This window comes from Pseudoalteromonas sp. AOP31-A2-14, assembly GCF_052378035.1.
In the GTDB taxonomy this organism is placed as follows: domain Bacteria; phylum Pseudomonadota; class Gammaproteobacteria; order Enterobacterales; family Alteromonadaceae; genus Pseudoalteromonas.
Genome location: NZ_JBQSXI010000002.1, coordinates 363,592 through 383,570 on the forward strand (window position 1 = coordinate 363,592; position 19,979 = coordinate 383,570).

At 38.9% G+C, this 19,979-nt stretch carries 18 protein-coding genes; 11 read left to right on the plus strand and 7 right to left on the minus strand.

What is annotated here, in order from left to right; genetic code table 11:
• Positions 1 to 30: 30 nt before the first annotated feature.
• Positions 31 to 1,071, minus strand: a complete 1,041-nt coding sequence (locus ACT3S9_RS17435) for a lytic murein transglycosylase (protein ID WP_441835459.1) — start codon at positions 1,069 to 1,071, stop codon at positions 31 to 33.
• Positions 1,052 to 1,333, minus strand: coding sequence for a YcgL domain-containing protein (locus ACT3S9_RS17440; protein WP_441835458.1), 282 nt, complete (start codon positions 1,331 to 1,333; stop codon positions 1,052 to 1,054). The genes ACT3S9_RS17435 and ACT3S9_RS17440 overlap by 20 nt, the downstream gene beginning before the upstream one ends.
• 155 nt (positions 1,334 to 1,488) lie before the next feature.
• Between ACT3S9_RS17440 and minC the strand changes: the two genes are divergently transcribed.
• From minC to minE, 3 genes are read left to right on the plus strand one after another with little or no spacing between them, the layout of a single operon-like run.
• Complete coding sequence (gene minC / locus ACT3S9_RS17445) at positions 1,489 to 2,190, plus strand: septum site-determining protein MinC (protein ID WP_441835457.1); 702 nt, start codon at positions 1,489 to 1,491, stop codon at positions 2,188 to 2,190.
• Between the two features lie 5 nt (positions 2,191 to 2,195).
• Positions 2,196 to 3,005: a septum site-determining protein MinD gene (gene minD / locus ACT3S9_RS17450; RefSeq protein WP_441835456.1), complete on the plus strand. Its 810-nt coding sequence runs from the start codon at positions 2,196 to 2,198 to the stop codon at positions 3,003 to 3,005.
• A gap of 1 nt (position 3,006) precedes the next feature.
• Positions 3,007 to 3,270 carry a cell division topological specificity factor MinE gene (gene minE, locus ACT3S9_RS17455; RefSeq protein ID WP_441835455.1) on the plus strand — a complete coding sequence of 88 codons (264 nt, stop codon included), beginning with the start codon at positions 3,007 to 3,009 and terminating at the stop codon, positions 3,268 to 3,270.
• Positions 3,271 to 3,333: 63 nt separating this feature from the next.
• Here minE and ACT3S9_RS17460 read toward each other — a convergent pair whose 3' ends face one another.
• The 3 genes from ACT3S9_RS17460 to ACT3S9_RS17470 form a co-directional block, all read right to left on the minus strand.
• The gene (locus ACT3S9_RS17460) at positions 3,334 to 4,005 is read right to left on the minus strand and encodes a DUF1826 domain-containing protein (protein ID WP_441835454.1); all 672 of its coding nucleotides are present in this window, start codon (positions 4,003 to 4,005) and stop codon (positions 3,334 to 3,336) included.
• On the minus strand, positions 4,002 to 5,204 hold the full coding sequence (gene zigA / locus ACT3S9_RS17465) for a zinc metallochaperone GTPase ZigA (protein ID WP_441835453.1): 1,203 nt from the start codon (positions 5,202 to 5,204) through the stop codon (positions 4,002 to 4,004). The genes ACT3S9_RS17460 and zigA overlap by 4 nt, the downstream gene beginning before the upstream one ends.
• Before the next feature lie 964 nt (positions 5,205 to 6,168).
• Entirely contained in the window at positions 6,169 to 7,728 is a 1,560-nt protein-coding gene (locus ACT3S9_RS17470; RefSeq protein ID WP_444751140.1) for a TonB-dependent receptor, read from the minus strand.
• Positions 7,729 to 7,806: 78 nt separating this feature from the next.
• Here ACT3S9_RS17470 and ACT3S9_RS17475 point away from each other — a divergent pair, with 78 nt between their 5' ends.
• Positions 7,807 to 8,943, plus strand: coding sequence for an ISAs1 family transposase (locus ACT3S9_RS17475; protein ID WP_008466968.1), 1,137 nt, complete (start codon positions 7,807 to 7,809; stop codon positions 8,941 to 8,943).
• Here ACT3S9_RS17475 and ACT3S9_RS17480 read toward each other — a convergent pair.
• Positions 8,917 to 10,185, minus strand: coding sequence for a TonB-dependent receptor (locus tag ACT3S9_RS17480; protein ID WP_441835777.1), 1,269 nt, complete (start codon positions 10,183 to 10,185; stop codon positions 8,917 to 8,919). The two genes, ACT3S9_RS17475 and ACT3S9_RS17480, sit on opposite strands and share 27 nt — an antisense overlap.
• Before the next feature lie 1,333 nt (positions 10,186 to 11,518).
• Positions 11,519 to 12,259: a helix-turn-helix domain-containing protein gene (locus ACT3S9_RS17485; RefSeq protein WP_444751141.1), complete on the minus strand. Its 741-nt coding sequence runs from the start codon at positions 12,257 to 12,259 to the stop codon at positions 11,519 to 11,521.
• A 147-nt stretch (positions 12,260 to 12,406) separates the two neighbouring features.
• Between ACT3S9_RS17485 and ACT3S9_RS17490 the strand changes: the two genes are divergently transcribed.
• The 7 genes from ACT3S9_RS17490 (at position 12,407) to ACT3S9_RS17520 (ending at position 19,970) form a co-directional block, all read left to right on the plus strand.
• Complete coding sequence (locus ACT3S9_RS17490) at positions 12,407 to 13,567, plus strand: Gfo/Idh/MocA family protein (protein WP_441835779.1); 1,161 nt, start codon at positions 12,407 to 12,409, stop codon at positions 13,565 to 13,567.
• A gap of 6 nt (positions 13,568 to 13,573) precedes the next feature.
• Positions 13,574 to 14,629, plus strand: a complete 1,056-nt coding sequence (locus ACT3S9_RS17495) for a sugar phosphate isomerase/epimerase family protein (protein WP_441835780.1) — start codon at positions 13,574 to 13,576, stop codon at positions 14,627 to 14,629.
• Between the two features lie 15 nt (positions 14,630 to 14,644).
• Positions 14,645 to 15,862: an MFS transporter gene (locus tag ACT3S9_RS17500; RefSeq protein WP_441835781.1), complete on the plus strand. Its 1,218-nt coding sequence runs from the start codon at positions 14,645 to 14,647 to the stop codon at positions 15,860 to 15,862.
• A gap of 36 nt (positions 15,863 to 15,898) precedes the next feature.
• The gene (locus ACT3S9_RS17505; protein ID WP_441835782.1) at positions 15,899 to 16,591 is read left to right on the plus strand and encodes a 3-keto-disaccharide hydrolase; all 693 of its coding nucleotides are present in this window, start codon (positions 15,899 to 15,901) and stop codon (positions 16,589 to 16,591) included.
• Positions 16,592 to 16,593: 2 nt separating this feature from the next.
• Positions 16,594 to 18,273 carry a GMC family oxidoreductase gene (locus ACT3S9_RS17510; RefSeq protein WP_441835783.1) on the plus strand — a complete coding sequence of 560 codons (1,680 nt, stop codon included), beginning with the start codon at positions 16,594 to 16,596 and terminating at the stop codon, positions 18,271 to 18,273.
• Complete coding sequence (locus ACT3S9_RS17515; RefSeq protein ID WP_441835784.1) at positions 18,273 to 19,022, plus strand: gluconate 2-dehydrogenase subunit 3 family protein; 750 nt, start codon at positions 18,273 to 18,275, stop codon at positions 19,020 to 19,022. The genes ACT3S9_RS17510 and ACT3S9_RS17515 overlap by 1 nt, the downstream gene beginning before the upstream one ends.
• 81 nt (positions 19,023 to 19,103) lie before the next feature.
• Positions 19,104 to 19,970 (plus strand): sugar phosphate isomerase/epimerase family protein, encoded by an 867-nt coding sequence (locus ACT3S9_RS17520; RefSeq protein WP_441835785.1) that lies wholly within the window; start codon positions 19,104 to 19,106, stop codon positions 19,968 to 19,970.
• The last annotated feature ends 9 nt before the right edge of the window (positions 19,971 to 19,979 follow it).

The window sequence follows — 19,979 nt, forward strand, 5'->3', positions numbered from 1 at the left end:
CATAAAATGCGGCTTTATAGTTTATACTTATTATATGGCCGGATAACCAATTCGGTCAGATAAATAACCGACACTAGTCGCAAAGTAATATGAACGATTCCAATGCATTAGCGCTTTATAGTTGTCATAAGCTAAATACATACGGCCATTAATATCATCAGGCATCACCATTGCTGCAGTTACGTCAACATTAGGTAAATCAGCATTATCCATTTTACGCACGCCAAGAGCCTGCCAATCAGCTAAGCTACGTTGAGAATCACGCCAGTATTCTAACCATTGGGTGCGAGTCCTGGTACCACGCTTGAGAATATTTGTATTATCAAAGTTGTCTGGTAATTGAACTTGACGACCCCAAGTTAAGTTATCATCCCATCCAGCTTGCTTAAGATAGTTAGCTATTGATGCAAACGCATCAGCCTCTGTTGTCCAAATATCTTTACGACCATCATTATCATAATCAATCGCATAGGCATTAAAAGAGGTCGGCATAAACTGGGTTTGCCCCATTGCGCCCGCCCAAGAGCCTTTAAATTTATCAAGCGTGATATGGCCCTCTTTTAATATATCAAGCGCTGCCCATAATTGCTTTTTATACATTGTTTCTCGGCGTCCATCAAAAGCAAGAGTCACCACAGACTCGATCACGTTATGACCGCCTTGAATTTTACCAAAATTACTTTCAAGCCCCCACAGTGCAACAATAAAACGTGCTTGCACCCCAAACTCTTTGGCTACTTGATCTAACAATTGCTGGTTTTCTTTATACAACTTACGTGCACGGTCAACTTTCCACTGCGGTACACGCTTAGGTAAATAGGTTTCGAGAGTCTCTTTAACTTCAGGCTGACTTTTATCAGCTGATATCACTTTCTCTTTAAATTCTACTTTTTGAAATGCATCGTTTATTAATTTCTCATCATACCCTTTCTGTTTTGCTTCGAGTTTGAGGTTATTGACGTACTCGTTAAATTGCGCTTTCGTATTGGCCAGCGCCGATGTACTTATACAGGCACTACATAAAAGTATTGCCAGTTTTTTGAATGCTAATTTAGTCACTATCAACTCCATTTCTTTTACGTAACTCAGAGAGTAAATTTTCTTTTGGCGGAGGTAACTGAAGATAAAAGCCATCATCAGTTAACGCTTGTTTTACTAAACTAAGGGAAGAACCACCGAGTTTTTCACGTTTAGCGAGATTTATAATCATCACATACTGAGGTTGACCAAACATCGCCATTAAAGGTTCCGGAACCTTACTAAAATCATCTCTTTTTTCAACATAAAGAAAAGTATCTGATTTTTTCTTACTTTTATATACCGCAGTAAGCATTATGAGCCTATAAAATCTTGCGAAACAGTGCAGCACACTATAACATGAGAGTTATAATAAGTTAGCAGAATTAGATTAGATTTTTACAATTAAGGCGCTGTTCATGCTGCGTTTATATTAAAAAATTTATGATCAGCGAATTGAATTGAGTACTTATGTCAGAACAAATTTTTGAGTTAAAAGGGAATCTATTTACATTATCAGTGCTTCATTTGATGAGCGATGATACGGCCCTTCTTTCGAAACAACTAGATGAAAAAATAGCCCAAGCACCTAAGTTTTTTGCCGGGGCTCCTATTGTTATAAACTTAGCTGATGTACAGCACACTAAATTTGACTTTGCACAATTGAAAACGATGTTAAGCAGCCTCGCATTTAACCCTGTTGGGGTTTGTAATGGTGATGATACACAACATAACAACGCAAAAGCAGCTGGTTTATCTGTTCTTAACTATGCGCAAGACGTAAAAGTGGACAACGTTAAACAACCTAATACATCGATTGTTGAAAAAAACATACATTTACCTGCACAAGTTATAAATGGCACCGTGCGTTCAGGTCAGCAAGTGTATGCTAAAGATCGTGACTTAATTGTTATTGGTGCCGTAAGTCACGGCGCCGAAGTGATAAGTGATGGTAATGTGCATATTTACGGCACATTACGCGGACGCGCTATTGCGGGAGCACAAGGCTATGATGAGGCGCATGTATTTTGCCAAAAATTAGAAGCTGAACTGGTCTCAATCAATGGTAATTACTGGCTTAGTGATTCATTACAAGGTGAATACTGGGGCAATACAGTACAAATTAAACAAAAAAATAATTCATTAGAAATTTCAGCTTTGGTTAAAGGATAAATCTTATGGCAAAAATAATTGTCGTTACTTCGGGTAAAGGCGGTGTTGGTAAAACAACATCAAGTGCTGCTATTGGTACAGGTTTAGCGCTAAAAGGCTATAAAACGGTTATTATTGATTTTGATATTGGTTTACGTAACCTTGACTTGATCATGGGCTGCGAACGCCGAGTTGTCTATGATTTTGTAAATGTTATAAATGGCGATGCTAACCTTAATCAGGCGCTGATAAAAGACAAGCGAGTTGAAAAGCTATTTTTATTACCCGCTTCACAAACGCGTGATAAAGATGCCCTTACCCGTGATGGTGTCGAGCGCGTTTTAAATGAATTAAAAAAAGATTTTGACTATATTGTTTGCGATTCACCAGCGGGTATTGAAGCAGGCGCTATGATGGCAATGTACTTTGCAGATGAAGCCATTGTGACCACAAACCCTGAGGTATCCTCGGTACGTGACTCTGATAGAATTTTAGGTATATTGCACAGTAAATCAAAACGTGCTGAAGAAGGCTTAGAAGATATTAAAGAACATTTACTATTAACGCGTTATAACCCTGATCGTGTACTTAGAGGTGAAATGCTGTCAGTTGAAGATGTACAAGATATTTTATCTATTCCGCTTTTAGGTGTTATACCCGAGTCACAAGCAGTGTTAAGTGCTTCAAATTCAGGCCAACCTGTGATTTTAGATAATGAGTCTGATGCTGGCCAAGCATATGCTGATGCAATTAGTCGTTTATTAGGTGAAACCGTTGATTTTCGCTTTTTAGATGTTGAGAAAAAAGGCTTGTTCAAACGGATTTTTGGAGGTTAATATGTCACTACTTGACTATTTCCGCTCAGAAAAGAAAAACAGTGCGTCACTGGCAAAAGAGCGATTGCAAATAATTGTTGCGCACGAACGTTCACAACGTGGTACACCCGATTACTTACCACAATTAAAACAAGATATTCTTGCTGTTATACGCAAATATGTGAATGTTAATACTGATGCGGTACAAGTTCAGTTTGATCAAAATGAAGACGACTTAGCAGTGCTTGAGCTTAACGTCACATTACCTGACGAAGAAAAAAAGTAACCTCACTTAAGTTATTAAAGGGCGCTGTGAGCGCCCTTTTACTATAATTTCACTTTGACAAATTTACATGAAATCAAGCGTAAGCAATAAACGCTTTGCTCCTTGCTCAACTGAAGGAGAGCGATGCACTAAGCCTGCTCCTTGGTTATCATCTTGCCAGTTTTCACCTTTTAAAAGTGCTACATCACCTTGATTAAGTTGTTGTATATCTTCAAGGTGCTCAAATAGACCAGAATCTTCATCAGTCTTGCCGTTATTTCCAGCACCTAGCTTAGTGCGATCTACCTTGTCATGTGCCAGCCACTGCGTTGTAACCCCTTGATAAGTGGAAACTAGTCTACATGGTATCTTATCAACATGAAAACGAGGGCACATGGCTTTATCAAGCATTGTTAAGCGTAGTCCCGCGCGCTTTAAATCAAACAGACAACAAAACATATCAACAAGTAAAGCAATGTCTTTACTCAATGTAATGGCCGCACTTGACCCACCCAAAAGACGGCACAGTTCATCATGCGTATGCTCTGGTGAAACCGCTATTTCTACAGGCTTAATATTATCAGTACTAATAAGCTCATCTACTGCTTCGGATAACATTTTATCAATTTGTCGTTGCCAAATAACGATATTTACATCTGAGCGATAAATATCAGTAAATATATTCGGGTCAGTGTCTAATGATGCACGACGATAAAGTACCTCTTCTATTTCTATGGCTTTAGCCAGTGAACTCATAAACTTTCCTCCCAAACTGGAAATGGATCCTTAAGGGACCTCCACCTTTCTTTACCTTGAAGTAATAAGTCATCACTGAGTAGACAAGCATCCAGTGCTACGGTCATCGCTTCTTGGTTTAGAGATTGTCCTATAAAAACCAGCTCTTGACGCATATCGCCAAATGGTTCTTGCCATTTACTGTTAATTTCCGCCAAAGCTTCTTCATCTATTGGCCACTCAGTTTTAGGTAGAGATTTATAAAACATACCCGCAAAACCATGATCGGCGATACCACCAGCTTGATTCCATTGCCCGCAAAATTCAGGACGCGTTGCCAACCAAAAGTAACCTTTAGACCGTAATAACTTGCCATACTGTTCAGTGTTATGCAGAAATTGATAGAACTTGTTAGGATCAAAAGGACGATGCGCAATATAATTAAAACTACTTATCCCATATTCCTGAGTTTCTGGAATATGCTCACCACGTATTTCCTTAAGCCACCCCGGCGCTTGCTGCGCTTTGGTAAAGTTAAATAAACCGGTATCTAGGATTTCATCTATTACTACATTGCCTGCCGATATAGGGATGATTTTGGCTTGGGTATTCAGCGTTTTTAAAATAGCTGTTAAATTAGCAATTTGCTCTTTGCTTACTAGGTCAGTTTTGCTGATCAAAATGATATCGGCAAATTCAACCTGATCAACCAATAAGTCGGTGACACTTCGCTCATCCTCTTCACCTAATGACTCACCCACCTCTTGTAGATAATCGGCTTTGTCATAATCATGTAAGAAGTTTACGGCATCAACGATTGTAACCATTGAGTCTAATCTAGCTATATCTGACAAAGAAATATCATTTTCATCTGCAAAAGTGAAAGTTTCGGCAACGGGCAGCGGTTCTGAAATACCTGTAGATTCAATTACTAAATAATCAAACTGATCTTCTTTCGCAAGTTTCGTAACCTCTACGAGTAAGTCCTCTCGCAAAGTACAACAAATACATCCGTTACTCAACTCAACCAATTTTTCATTACTGCGATTTAGTGATACCTCATTTTTTATAGTGGCAGCATCGATATTAATGTCACTCATATCATTGACGATAACAGCTACTTTTTTATTTTCACGATTATTAAGAATATGACTTAAAACGGTAGTTTTACCAGCGCCAAGAAAACCAGATAAAACTGTGACGGGCAGTTTCTTACTCATTTTTGATCTCTTTAGTTAAACATCTTAGGTTATGTTATAGTATATCAGAAGGTTTTGCTAGTTCAGTTCTACTTCATAAGAAGTGAGGCACGTTGGATGAAAAATAAACCCGCAAAGTTTGGAATCTAGTACTTTTGTTAGGTGTATTTAAGGTAATTCACCCAATGTAAGATTAAACTATTTACTACTAAGCAATGAAAGCGCTTTTGGTTTTTAAAACAATGAATAAGAGTATCAAGGATGAAGTTTTAGGCACAGTAGGCGATAGCACTCCACCAAGATCTAAAAGGTTAGCCTTACGCATCGCAAAATTAACTCTTAGTTATTTACAAAACATTGTTCCGTAAATCAGTTTGAATTAATTGACCCATTAGGCTATTCGTTAGATTCGGTTTGCAAACCGCAATTTGCTAAAGGGAAAGCCCACGAACCACTCAACGCCCTTGCAGAAAAATATCAGCGGATGGTTATGTTATGTGAGCTCGACTGTAACCACTCTATGAGTCTTGCTTTTGCTAACCTTTTAAATCACTTTTCTAGCTAATCACTTCTAACAAGCCAAACGCAATTATACCTATTCAGTAAGCCAATGGGCCGGAATACGAATCGTGGTTGCTATGCGTATGTTTTTAACTCAACTTGGTTACTTATAAGTATCTGCAAAGATCAATATCCCTATAGCTCAAGAAGTATTTAACGAAGGTGGTTCAGTGCAAACAACTGAAGACGAAAGTGCATTCATGAAGTACTGCAGTCGGACTTTTAATTAATCTAGCGGTCGTCAGCAACTAACCAATATAAAAGTGAAATAGATACACGAGGAGTGATTGGTAACTTTAAAGCCCTCTCAGCACAACTAAATGCACCTTAAACAATGTTATAACATTTATTGCAATAAAAAACCCAACAAAAGTTGCTGGGTTTTTCACCTATGAGTTATTTTATCAATAATGTTAACTATGGATCAGAAATTATAGTTAGCGCCTAGATAAAAGCGCCTGCCGGTATATTCGTTATAAGTAAATCTGTTTTCTTGTTTCCAATAACCTTCTTCAACTTCCTCTGTTAAGTTAACCACAGAGGCTGTTAATGACAGTTGTTCAGTTAAATTATAAGCCGCATTAATATCTAACTGTCCATAGTCTTTAGTATACATATTATACCCTTTGTGGATCCCATTTGCGCGATCATCTTTCCAGTTATAAGAAGCCCGAACACTAAAATCATCGTTCTCAAAGTAAACTGACAGATTATATTGATGTTTAGCGGTTCCTGGGATCTCAGCTGCTGTTTTAATACCTTCAGTAGAGACCTCACTAGTGCTTGTATCAGTAAATGTATAATTGGCTAACAAACCAAAGCCACTTTCAAACGAATGCTGAAAAAATAACTCTACCCCGGTAGATTCAGCTTCACCACCGCCCACTTTTGTATTCATTTCTACTTCAATTGGGCCGTTACAGCAATCATGTTCTCGCTCGACAATTTCCAACGATGAAATAGGTAAATTTGAAATGTCTTTATTAAATAGAGTAGCGCCTAAAGCTGATCCACCTGCGTAATACCATTCTATTCCTAAATCAACTTGATCTGATAACATTGGGTCTAAGCCAGTGTTTACAGATGTACCCGTGCCCCTGCCTGTCCATGAGTCAGGTGAATTAATATTAACTGGAGGACCATACGACTCAGCTTGACTAAGATCAGAATAACTAACACGTGACATGGCTCTAGCCGCAGCAAAGCGCACCACTACGTCGTCATTCACATCCCACGCTAAATTTAGACTTGGCAACCATTCACCATCATCACTTGTACGTTCATTCGGCTCAGTATCATCGTCATCTTGGCCAACAACATCGTCATACGTTAAAGTACTTAGTTCAGTATTAACATAACGTACGCCAAAATTACCGCGTAATGCTTGCCACTGAAAATTACTTTGAGCATAAACAGACCAAATATTCTCTTCTAAAGTGTAAGTACCTGATAAAGTAGGTACCACGGTCGCGCTAAAATTACTTTTAAGATATTGATCTAGCGCTGCAAAATCAAATGCTAAGAAATCGAATGCCCCCGTATTACCGGCACTATTATCAATAACAGTATCACTAACTAATGTTTCAGCATCTGGGTGAAAATCCGGGTTATGGAACCACTCTGTTCCCGGCAGATAACCTCTGTAACCCCCATTATCTGGAATGTCATCATCCCAACGAAAGTCATTCCTGATACCTTTAATTTCATGTTGCCGGTATTTAGCACCCACATAAAAGCTGGTAAAAAAGTCTCCATCAAATTCAATTTTTAAGTCAGATTGTATGTAATCTTCTGAGTCTTCATTTTCCGATGAATATGAATCAAACCAATCATAATATTGGTAAGCTTGTTTATCTGATGCTAAATCCGTTGATACATCATACTGAGGCTTGCCATCTTGAATATTCCATAACCAGCTGTTTACGGAGCCTTTTCGAGCATCTATGTTCGCGTATGTTTCTTTAGCAGTGCCGCCTATTGCCACGGCAAGATCATTATAAATTGAACTTATAGAGCAAGTAGTGATCAGATCAAGGCATAATAATTACTTGGTCGCATAAATATGAGCACTACTTTTCTGAAACATTTTAATTCAATTACAGATCCTCGCATTGAACGTTGTAAAAAGCATGAACTTATCGATATTCTTCTCCTTGCTATTAGCGCTGTACTCTCTGGTGCAGAAGGATGGGAAGATATTGAAGACTTTGGGCACCTAAAGCTTGATTGGTTAAAAAAATACGGCACGTTCAACGCAGGAATTCCAAAACATGACACGATTGCTCGCGTCATGTGTCGGTTAAAAGCAAATGAAATAGAAAGGGCATTTCAATCTTGGATATCATCACTGATTGAAACTACAGGTGCAGATATCATCGCTATCGATGGCAAAACCGCACGGCGTTCATTTACCACAAAAGACAGAAAAAGTGCCTTACACACGGTCAGTGCATGGAGTTGCCAACACCAGTTAGTGCTTGGGCAGACGGCTGTTGATAATAAAACAAATGAAATCACCGCAATACCAGAATTACTCACCCTGCTCGATATTGAAAACAGTATCATTACGTTAGATGCGATGGGATGCCAACAAGAAATAGCAAAACAAATCATCCAACAAAAAGCAGATTATATTCTTGCACTTAAAGGTAATCATTCAGGCATGCAAAAGGAACTAGAAGCGTGGTGGCACAAGTGCGAGCGTGAAAGGTTAACTAAGCATAATTGTGATGAACATACCGAAATAAGCTCAGGACATGGGCGTGTTGAAACACGTACATGCCAGCAGTTACTTATAGATAAAAGCTGGCTAGGCAAGGATTATCGTTGGCCTGGCTTAACGAGTATTATTAAGGTCAGGGCTGAAGTTCATGATAAGTCGGCAGGGTCGGATACCACTGAAACACGCTGGTATATAAGTTCATTAGACTTAAATGCAGCGCAAGCACTCAATGCAGTACGCAGTCACTGGCAGGTTGAAAGCATGCATTGGATGCTTGATATGAACTTCAGAGAAGATGAATCGAGAATACGCAAACTTCAAGGGCCATTAATGTTTAATGTAATGCGAAAGATAGCCATGGCGCTTTTTAAACAAGATGCATCTAAGTCAGCAAGTATGGCGAGGAAAAAGAAAATGGCAGGGCTAGACGATGATTACCGCTCAACCCTGCTAGAGTCTGGGATTAAAATGCGCTAGCCGTGCGCCTATTGCTTCCGTATGACCAACTTGAAATGAAAGTGTGAAGTTATTACCATAATAAGTACCATCAAAATCAAACGAGTCTGATTTTGATTCTCCTAGTCGCTCGCGGCCCGTAAGCTGAGGCGAAAGTAAACCTCGTCTTATAGCAACCCCGTTATTTACATCCGCATCGCCCCAATTATTTTCATTGAGTAAGCCATTATCCCCAAAACCATAAGCAACAACAGTATCACCATCTAATTCAACACCAAAATAAGGGTTATGATTATCGTTCCACTCAGCAAAGAGTACGCTTTGCTCGGCAGAGTCATAACTTAATTTAGCACCAAAATAATTAAAGTTAAGGTCTAAATTTTCAGTTGGCATCCATTGTATGGCAACTTGATACCCTTCTCGGTTTCTATCTTCTGTTGAATTGACTGCGTTCATAGCTCGAGGAGCCCAAACATTGTTATAAACTTCACCTGTTGCTTGGTCTACAATGGCAGGCCTTTCGGCTGAATCATCAGTATCAGAATGATATCGCCAGTGCATTGCATTGTTAGAAACTGTCGTTACTGTTCTATCTTGCCGACTTATTCCAGCTAAGATACCAAACTTTTCATCTTCATTTTTCCACGAATAAAGTACATTAAGTTGCGGTTGTAGATCTTCTGAAACGTCATCATAAGTTGCTTCTACACTTAAAGCGCCAGAGTTAGCTTCCATTTCTAACGGTTTACGAGTATTTAAAATCACGGTTCCACCAATTCCGCCTTCATCAATACGTGCTTCAGCACTTTTGTATACTTCAACACTGCTAATCATACTTGAAGGTAACAAAGCATAGTTAAAACTTCGCGTTGGGACACCCGTGCCAGATGACGCCAAGTAATTACCATTGAGCTGCGTTAAAGTCCAATCAGGCGAAGTACCACGAATACTCACCCGACTGCCTTCACCACCATCTCGATCTATCAATACACCTGGTACACGTTGTAAGGAATCGGCTACATTTTTATCTGGGAATTTACCTATATCCTCGGCTGTAATCGCATCAACATTAGCGGTTGATAATCTTTTTATAGCTAGATTTTGTGCCGCTGAAGAGCGAATACCTCGTACTTCAATGACCTCAAATTCAGAGTCGTCATCTTGAGCGTGTGCTATGTTGCATGATGATAGCAACGCAATACATAGTGCTGTTTTTTTAAAATTAGTGCAAAGCCAGGCTCCATTGCTACTATTATTAACCATGTCCATCTCCAATCTTTGTGTGTGTTGTTAGTATTATTTTGTTGATAAATATAAAAAAACTAATGTTAATATTAACCAGCAAGCTTTAGTCTATAGTTAATACCTTGTTAAGATTCATTTCCAGAATAGGGTCCTGTTAAAAAAAGTGATAATATAATTTCGGTTGCGACTAGGACAAAATCGGCGTAAAACTTTTTAAATTTATTTTTACAAATAACTAACCAACAGTTTCGCTCGTCAAAAAAACACTATTAATACATGTGATTTTTTTTGACTAGTTAATTTATTACTAACTTAAAGCGTTGAAATAAAACAACATACTTATGTATTTTTTTATATTAAACGTTATGGAATATTTTATCGACATTAGCTGGGCTTGTTTCCTGGAAAGTGACTATGGATAAAAACTAGAACTTTGTTTATGCGATGTTAATTAAACTAATTTGATTGGTAATGTAAAAAATGAATTTATTGCAGGAGAAAACAAAATCTAATTAAGTGCTTCAATGCATCAATATAAGCCAACTCCACTAGATACTGCAATTAGCAACTACGCTAAATAATTCCTAGTAAGAGTGAGTTATTAATAATGATAAGACCAATCGTAAATGATTTTAGTGCGGATGTGCCTTTACTTAAAAGAATGCTCAATTAGGGGGCTAACGGCGGTGTCACCCAAAAAATACTTCAGAACTATGATCTATTTATTAATTAAAAATTAAGTTCACTTCATACTAATTCTGCTGTGTTAAATGAGCATGTAAGAGTTACATCAGTGGACACAACTCATCTTGTGAGCGACTTTAATATGATTAAACTTGTATTTAGGTATCAATGGCAACGGAGCAAAACACCATGTACGCTTTGATGATGCCCAAGGATAGCAATTAGTTGAGGCTGTTAGTGGAGTCGAAAATATAGCAACGTAGGTAACTCTATCGCAACAATCAATAGTTGATGCAGCCCAAAAAGCAATAGCAGTTACAACTGACCACTTAGCTTGATGACACACCTGTTGATAACAATGGCGCTATTATTATTTTAGGCCCGAGGTTTGTGCAGGTGCAATTAATTAAAAGTCCACTTTTTCGCACGATTTGTTACATCAACATTCAAAATGGAAACTCGTCCACGAGCAGTCTCTATATTTAACCAGTCAACTTCTTTCACCTCAAGACATATCAAACAACTAGTGAGTTTATGGTTTTACAGCATCACTTTAATAAGCGACATAAAATCAGTTTAAGGCTACCTCATGATACTCAACAATATACCTGCTTGGCACAATATTGCCTGTGCATGTAGAACTTAAACTTGCTAAACGAGACAATAGTTAGTTATCAATATTATCTCGCATATGTGAAGGTATTTCACCAAATAAGCGCCTAAACTGTTTACTAAAATAACTAGGCTCAGCAAAGCCACATTGATAAGCTATTTGTGAAATAGGTAAGCTGGTTTCAACTAATAACCTGCGTGCATTTTCTAGTCGAATCTCATTAATAAACTGGTTAGGTGTTTTAGCTAAATGCTTCTTAAAGCGACGCTCCAAAGCACTCACTGATAAATGTGCCAGTTCGGCTAGCTCTTCGATGCTGATGTTACGGTAGTAATATTTTCTTATGAAATTAACCGGTTCTTCAATGGCCCTTACATTTGATAAAGCTTTCGATGTTTTTTGTAAATGGCGTGTAATTCCATAAGTACCCAGTATTTGTCCCTCATCTGTAAAAATCGCTTTTTTCGAAGTGGAAAACCATGCTAATTCACCATTTGATGTTTTATTAAGTTCTAACCTGTCCGTAACGACATAACCATTCATGACACGTCTATCATCATTTACATATTGAAAAGCTAAGTGTTTAGGTGAGAAATCATAATCAGTTTTGAAGGCTATTTGGTCAAACGACATATAACCTTTATGTTCTATAAAATGTTGATTTGCGTACAAAATACGACTTTTATCATCTTTAACCCAAAACAAAGTTTCATGTAATAAGTCAAACGCAGAAATTAATTGATTTACACCTGCTTTATCTATAATTTGATGTATATCCAAAATAATATATTCCAAAACATATGTTGATAAGAAATATCATAAAACGCCGAATTTGTTTTATTGTCAACCGAATTTTTATTACCCCTACTAGTATTCATTGATTATTATCAGTAACAAGATATTAAACAAATTGAATAAATGACTATTTAAATGGAGTGCTTGATGAATAACACAAAAGTACGTATGGGAATGGTCGGTGGTGCAGAGGGGGCATTTATTGGTGCAATTCACCGAATTGCTGCACGTTTAGATGGCCTTATAGATTTAGTTGCCGGTTCATTTAGTTCAGATCCTATGCGCAGCAAAACAACTGCAGAGATACTGGGTATTGAACGAACAAGGAACTATGATAGTTACCAGCAAATGTTTATAGAAGAAGCAAAACTTCCTGAAGATAAACGTATAGATTTTGTTGTTATAGTTACACCCAATCATTTGCATTTTTCTATCGCGAAACTCGCAATAGAATCAGGTTTTCACGTCCTTTCAGACAAACCCGCAACTCTCAATTTGCAAGAAGCACTGATTTTGGAGCAGACATTAAACCAAACTCAGTGCTTATATGGGTTGACTCATACCTATACTGGTTATCCTATGGTAAAAGAAGCTCGACATAGAATTACAAAAGGCGAACTTGGCAATATTCGTAAAGTAGTTGTTGAATACAGTCAAGGTTGGCTTGCGACCAATGAGGACGAACAAGGTAAACAAGCTAAATGGCGTTTAGATCCTGAGAAAGCGGGCATCAGCTGCTGTATCGCAGATATTGGTGTGCATGCTGCAAACTTAGTTGAATATGTAAGTGGATTAGAAATTACCTCGTTATGCGCTGACTTAAACCATGTACTACCCGGCAGAACACTCGATGATGATGGAACTGTACTACTTCGATTTAATAATCAAGCTAAAGGTGTATTACTTGCCAGCCAAATAGCACTTGGCGAAGAGAATAATTTAAACCTTCGTATTTATGGGGATAAAGCTAGCATCGAATGGAATCAAATGGAGCCAAATAGCTTATGGCTTAAAAGCCACAATGCGCCAAGCGTATTACTACGCTCTGGTATATCACTAAAAAGCACCGCAGCACAAAATGCCCTAAGGACACCAGCAGGTCATCCAGAAGGCTACCTAGAAGCTTTTGCCAATATATATGTTAATTTTGCAAAACAGATCAAAGCAAAAAGATTAGCCGAAATAGCTACCAATGAACAATTTGATGTACCTGGTATTAAGCAAGCAATTAGAGGCATGGCATTTATCGAAAATGCTGTAGCAGCATCAGCTAAAGACAGTAAATGGCACACATTTAAAATTGGATAATCATCTATGAAACAAATAAAAGGTCCAGCAATATTTTTAGCACAATTTATTAGCGATCAAGCACCGTTTAATAATTTAGAAGACATTTGTAAATGGGCGGCAAGTTTAGGCTATAAAGCCATTCAGATGCCTACATCTAACCCAGAGATATTCGACTTAGAAAAAGCGGCTCAAAGCCAAGATTATTGTGATGAAGTAACTGGCATTATTGAACAAGTAGGGCTTACTATTTCAGAACTGTCTACACATTTACAAGGTCAGCTAGTTGCTGTACATCCTGCTTATGATGAAATGTTTGATAATTTTGCTCCAGAGCACCTTCGCGGGGACCCAAAAAACCGCACGCAATGGGCACATGATCAGTTGATGCTCGCTGCTAAAGCAAGTTGTAATCTTGGTCTTAAAACACATGTTACATTTTCAGGTGCGTTGTTATGGCAAACCTTCTACCCATGGCCGCAACGCCCTCAAGGCTTAATTGAAGAAGGTTTCGCAGAGCTTGCAGCACGTTGGTTACCTATCCTCGACTATTTTGATGAAATGGGAGTCGATGTTTGCTACGAGCTTCACCCTGGTGAAGATTTACATGACGGTGTCACTTTTGAACGCTTTTTAGGTGCAACGAATAATCACCCACGAGTAAATATTCTCTACGATCCGAGTCACTTTGTGTTACAGCAACTTGATTACCTTGCTTTCATTGATATTTATCACACGCACATTAAAGCCTTTCACGTTAAGGATGCTGAATTTAATGCAAACGGTAAAAGTGGGATTTATGGAGGCTACCAAAACTGGCAAGAGCGCCCTGGCCGTTTTCGCTCATTAGGAGATGGCCAAATCGACTTTAAGAACATATTTAGTAAGTTAACCCAATATGGTTTTGATGGCTGGGCTGTATTGGAGTGGGAGTGTTGTATAAAAGATTCTGAGCAAGGGGCTAAAGAAGGCGCGCCGTTCATACAACAACACTTGATAACACCCACAGCTAAAGCATTTGATGATTTTAGTGCAATGGCCACCGATACCCAGCGAAATAAGCGGATATTAGGTATTAAATAAATAGGATCACACACAATGAATAAAAATAATAATCACAGCCTCATTTTTCGTTTATGTTGTATTGCATTAATTGTTACATCGATGACATTTGCGATTCGTGCCGGTATTTTAAGCCAACTTGGCGAACAATTTGGCCTAACTGGTACACAGCTTGGCTGGGTCAACGCAATGGCATTTTTAGGCTTTCCGATTGCGACTATGCTTGGGGGCATTATATACAATGCTATCGGTGCTAAAAAATTAGTAGCACTGGCATTTTTTTGCCATTTAGCAGGCCTTTTATTAACAATATCTGCTGAGGGCTTTTGGGCCCTACTTATATCAACATTTTTGATTGGTTTTGCTAATGGCTCTGTAGAAGCTGGGTGTAATCCTCTAATTGCACAAATGTATCCTAATAATACAACGACCATGTTAAACCGTTTTCATGTGTGGTTTCCTGGTGGTATTGTTATTGGCGCTTTAGCTTCAAATGCGATGACATCAGCAGCGTTTAATTGGCAGTGGCAAGTAGCGTTAATTTTAATACCTACGGCCATATATGGCGCAATGATGCTTACGGCACAATTTCCTAAATTTAATCCACAGCAAAATTCCACCAGCAGTAACTTAAAAAACCTGCTGTCACCTTTGTATTTATTCTTAGTTATTTGCATGACTTTAACCGCAGTGACTGAATTTGGTACTCAACAATGGATTGAACAAATTTTAGGTTCATCAGGTGCCTCACCTATGGTTATTTTAGCGCTTATTACTGGCCTTATGGCATTAGGGCGCTTCTTCGCAGGGCCTATAGTTCATCGTTTTAGCCCTTCAGGCGTATTACTAGGGTCAGCAATATTTTCAACGATTGGAATATATATGATGAGCCAAGCACAAGGTAGTGCTATTTATTTTGCCGCAGCATTATTTGCTATCGGTGTTACCTACTTTTGGCCAACGATGATCGGGTGTGTTGCTGAATACACACCTAAAACAGGTGCCCTAGGTATGTCATTAATTGGCGGTGCAGGCATGTTTGCAATGAGTTTATGGAATCCAGTAATCGGTAACTGGATAGATAGCGCAAAAACACAAGCACAAACCCAAAACATCACGCCTGAAGAAATAGAGGTTGTTGCAGGGCAAACTCTTTTACAAAACTTATTACTCTTTCCGGTTGTACTTATTGTCGTATTTATCGGTCTTCATTTTTTTATAACAAAAAATAAAAGCGTTCAAAAATACGTTTAATAGCAATACTTAGCACACAAAATAAAAGGGTACTTTATGCTTAAATCACTTTCACTATTGTCAATTGCACTCGCTTTCACCAGTACTGCATTTGCTAAAAATATTGATAACCAGCTTTCTAAAGAAGAACAACAGGCAGGATGGCAGTTATTATTTAATGGTCAAGATATGTCGCAATGGCGTAACTTCAAAAGTCAAACCCTCAGCTCTAAATGGATTATAGAGGATGATGCTATGCTGCTCACTAAAGGCGGCGGGGATATTTTAACCAAAAAACCTTATCAAAATTTTGATTTAAAGATTGACTGGAAAATCAGTGAGGTCGGTAATAGCGGCATTTTTATCCTCGCTGATGAATTAGGAAAATATATTTACTCACACGCTCCTGAAGTACAAATTATAGATAATGAACGTCACGCTGATACTGAAATTGATTCTCATTTGGCGGGCTCAATTTATGATTTACTTGCAGCTCCCCTTGCTGCACATAAACCAGCGATGCAATGGAATACGGTGCGTATAAAAATGCTGAATAATCATTTGCAGGTTTGGCAAAACGGTGTCAGTACCGTCAGTATGGTTGTAGGAAGTAGCTCTTGGAATACTTTAGTTAACAACAGCAAGTTTGCAACTTGGTCTAACTTTGCTAACTCTGAGAAAGGTCATATTGGCCTGCAAGATCATGGCGACAAAGTTTGGTTCAAAAATATAAAAATCAAGGAGTTATAACAATGTCAAAATTCAATCACAAAGTACTCGTCGTCGGCTCAGGGGCTGGCGGTGCAATGGCTGCATACACACTAACAAAATTAGGCCATAAGGTGCTGTTGCTTGAAGCTGGTCGCGATTATGACCCTAAGAAAGAAAGCCCAATGTTTCGCCGTAACAGTGAAGCCCCCTTAATGGGTACCAGCACCAAAGATAAAAACTTCGGCTTTTATGACGCTACAATCGATGGTGGTTGGCAAGTACCTGATGAACCCTATACCAATGCAAAAGACTCTGATTTTATGTGGTGGCGTGCACGTATGTTGGGTGGCCGTACAAATCACTGGGGCCGCTATTCTCTTAGGTTTAGTGAACATGACTTTAAAGGTAAGAGCCAAGACGGACACGGCGCAGATTGGCCATTTATTTACGAAGACATAGCACCATGGTATGACATTACAGAAGAATTAGTGGGTATTTGTGGCACCAATACCGGCTTAGACGACATGCCACCTTCACCTGAAGGTGTATTACAGCCACCGCCAAAACCACGGGTTCCTGAGCTACTGCTTGCAGCATCAGCTAAAAAGCTCGGTATTACTGCTGTGCCTATGCACCGAGCGGTATTAACACGACCTAAAGATGACAGAATGGCGTGCTTTTATGCAACTCCTTGTGGCTCCGGTTGCTCTATTGGAGCAGCCTTTCAAACAACAACCTCATTATTACCAATGGCAAAAGCAACTGGCAATTTAGAAGTAATAACTGATGCAATGGTTAAATCTGTAGCAGTGAACGATGACGGCAAAGTCACTGGCGTTAGCTACATTGATAAAAAATCAGCGCAGCAGCACACGATTGATGCCGACGTTGTAATTCTTGCTGCCAGTGCCTGTGAATCAGCGCGGATCCTATTAAATTCAAAGCATAAAAAACACCCTAAAGGCCTTGCAAATTCAAGTGATCAAGTAGGTCGTAACCTTATGGATTCAACGGGCGCATGGCTAGGAGCACAAATACCCGCTTTAGAAGGCCGCCCGCGTTATAACGAAGATGGTCACACAGCTAACCATTTGTTTATCCCTTGGTGGGGGCATAAAGCACAAGCAAAAGGCGAGTTGGACTTTCCACGGGGTTACCACTTTGAAATAGGTAGTGGTTTTAATCAGCCTGGGGCTGGGGTATTGGGTAATACGCAAGGCTATGGTGGTCAATTAAAGCAACAGATTCGAGACGCCTATGGTTCATATATTGGCTTTGCCCTACGTGGCGAAATGTTACCAAATAAAGACTCTTACATGGAAATTAACGAAAGCGTAAAAGATAAATGGGGGATTCCAGTTCCTAAGTTTCACTTTAAATGGTCCGATCGGGAACTTAAACAAATCGAACACGGTTTAAAAACAGCGAAGCAAATTTTAGAAAATATGGGTGCAAAAATCGATAAACTTCCTTCGGCTGAACAGGCTATTTCTAAAGGCGGCGAAATCATACATGAAGTTGGCACAACACGAATGGGCAGTGATCCTGCTGATTCCGTAACCAATCAATGGGGACAAACGTGGGATTGCAATAACCTATTTGTCATGGATGCCGGTGTATTTGCATCGAACCCTCATAAGAATTGCACGCTAACCATCATGACATTAGCAATGCGTAATTCAACTTGGCTCGCAAAACAAATTGATCAAGGAGCAATCTAATGAATACTAACGATCGCATGGATTCATATAAGTATATTTCAGGCATGACACGCCGCGAATCTCTTAAATGGCTAGGTCTACTTGCTGCAGGTTCAACTATCGGTTTAACGGCCGGTTGCACTAAGATGCTTGATGATACGCCGACAAGTTCAGGGCATTGGCCAGATATTGAAATTGCCCCTATTAGCGAAAAAGGGTATGGAACAGATCCAAACTTGCTTATTCCTCCAACATCACCTTGGCCATTAACGTTAACTCAAGCACAGCTAAATTTAGTTGCTATATTATGTGATCATTTGATACCAAAAGAGGGCAATACTCCCAGTGCATCACAACTTAAGGTCCCCAGTGTTATTGATGAATGGGTGAGTGCGCCATATAACGTACAACAAAAGGATCGCGTTACTATTTTGCATGCTCTCGCTTGGATTGATGATGAATCAAAGATCCGTTTTGATAACCCCTACTCAAACCTTAATACCGCACAGCAACACGCTATACTTGATGACATAGCCTATTTAAATAGCACCACGCCAGAACAATTCCAACGTATTAGCAAAGCGTTTAATCGCTTTAAAGAGTTAGTACTGGCAGCCTTCTTTTGCACCCCTGAAGGCTGTAAAGATATTGGGTATCTTGGCAACGTACCTATTGCAGGTGATTACCCGGGCCCCTCAAATGAAGCAAAAGCACATTTAGATAGCGTACTAGCAGAGTTAGGCTTAGCTGAATATGCTTATACAGATTAAAGATACAAGTGTAACTTCCGTTTTTTAGTTAACCCAGACCAAAGCTGGGAATGTTCCCTGCTTATTTATAGGTGTTTTATAATGATTAATAAAAAGTTTTTTTTCGTTTATTACTGCATAGGTTTATTGATTATAAGCCTTTTACAGTCTATGCCGCTGCAGGCTAAAAATAATACTTTACCAGTGAGTGTTCAGCTTTGGTCTGTGAAAGACGCATTGAAGCAAGATTTTGATGGCACTATTGCATCATTAGCTGATATGGGGTTTAGCGGCGTAGAATTTGCGGGTGATTTTGGCCCATACTCAGATAATCCAAGCAGCTTAAAAGCAAAACTTGCAAGCCTAAACTTAGTAGCAAGCAGTGCTCATATTGGCTTTGATGCACTAACTGAGGAAACGATAACTGATACGCTATTGTTTTATAAAACACTTGGCATAGATATGTTATTTGTTCCTTGGGATGAACGTGCCTGGCATCCAAAAGGCATAAAATTATTAACACAACAATTAACCAAAGTTAATGAGGTAGCTCAAAAATATGACATGTCTATCTGTTTTCATAATCATAACCGAGAGTTCGAGAGTTTTAACGAAGCTACATACTGGGACACTATTGCTAGCAATACCCCTAAAAATCTACCACTACAACTGGATATTGGTTGGGTCTATTATGCAGGCAAAGACCCTCTTTACTACATAACTAAATATCCTGGTAGAACAATAACAACACATTTAAAAGTACGGACTCACGAAGGAGGTGGTTTAAGTCCAATATTTGGTGAAAATGATTATCCTTGGCAAACAATAATCAAGTCTTTGCTGATTGACGGAGGGGTTGAGTGGCTCGTGATTGAACAAGAAGAGTACCCTCAAGGACTTACACCTTTACAAAGTGTTGCAAAATCAAAAGCTAATTTAGATAATATTCTTGCTGCTATGAATAAATAATAAAGCTAA

What these genes read in the sequence shown, in the direction of transcription:
- ACT3S9_RS17435 (WP_441835459.1), bottom strand. Translation starts at nt 1,071, where the DNA reads ATGGAGTTGATAGTGACTAAATTAGCATTCAAAAAACTGGCAATACTT.
- ACT3S9_RS17440 (WP_441835458.1), bottom strand. Translation starts at nt 1,333, where the DNA reads ATGCTTACTGCGGTATATAAAAGTAAGAAAAAATCAGATACTTTTCTT.
- minC (WP_441835457.1), top strand. Translation starts at nt 1,489, where the DNA reads ATGTCAGAACAAATTTTTGAGTTAAAAGGGAATCTATTTACATTATCA.
- minD (WP_441835456.1), top strand. Translation starts at nt 2,196, where the DNA reads ATGGCAAAAATAATTGTCGTTACTTCGGGTAAAGGCGGTGTTGGTAAA.
- minE (WP_441835455.1), top strand. Translation starts at nt 3,007, where the DNA reads ATGTCACTACTTGACTATTTCCGCTCAGAAAAGAAAAACAGTGCGTCA.
- ACT3S9_RS17460 (WP_441835454.1), bottom strand. Translation starts at nt 4,005, where the DNA reads ATGAGTTCACTGGCTAAAGCCATAGAAATAGAAGAGGTACTTTATCGT.
- zigA (WP_441835453.1), bottom strand. Translation starts at nt 5,204, where the DNA reads ATGAGTAAGAAACTGCCCGTCACAGTTTTATCTGGTTTTCTTGGCGCT.
- ACT3S9_RS17475 (WP_008466968.1), top strand. Translation starts at nt 7,807, where the DNA reads ATGAGCACTACTTTTCTGAAACATTTTAATTCAATTACAGATCCTCGC.
- ACT3S9_RS17480 (WP_441835777.1), bottom strand. Translation starts at nt 10,185, where the DNA reads ATGGTTAATAATAGTAGCAATGGAGCCTGGCTTTGCACTAATTTTAAA.
- ACT3S9_RS17490 (WP_441835779.1), top strand. Translation starts at nt 12,407, where the DNA reads ATGAATAACACAAAAGTACGTATGGGAATGGTCGGTGGTGCAGAGGGG.
- ACT3S9_RS17495 (WP_441835780.1), top strand. Translation starts at nt 13,574, where the DNA reads ATGAAACAAATAAAAGGTCCAGCAATATTTTTAGCACAATTTATTAGC.
- ACT3S9_RS17500 (WP_441835781.1), top strand. Translation starts at nt 14,645, where the DNA reads ATGAATAAAAATAATAATCACAGCCTCATTTTTCGTTTATGTTGTATT.
- ACT3S9_RS17505 (WP_441835782.1), top strand. Translation starts at nt 15,899, where the DNA reads ATGCTTAAATCACTTTCACTATTGTCAATTGCACTCGCTTTCACCAGT.
- ACT3S9_RS17510 (WP_441835783.1), top strand. Translation starts at nt 16,594, where the DNA reads ATGTCAAAATTCAATCACAAAGTACTCGTCGTCGGCTCAGGGGCTGGC.
- ACT3S9_RS17515 (WP_441835784.1), top strand. Translation starts at nt 18,273, where the DNA reads ATGAATACTAACGATCGCATGGATTCATATAAGTATATTTCAGGCATG.
- ACT3S9_RS17520 (WP_441835785.1), top strand. Translation starts at nt 19,104, where the DNA reads ATGATTAATAAAAAGTTTTTTTTCGTTTATTACTGCATAGGTTTATTG.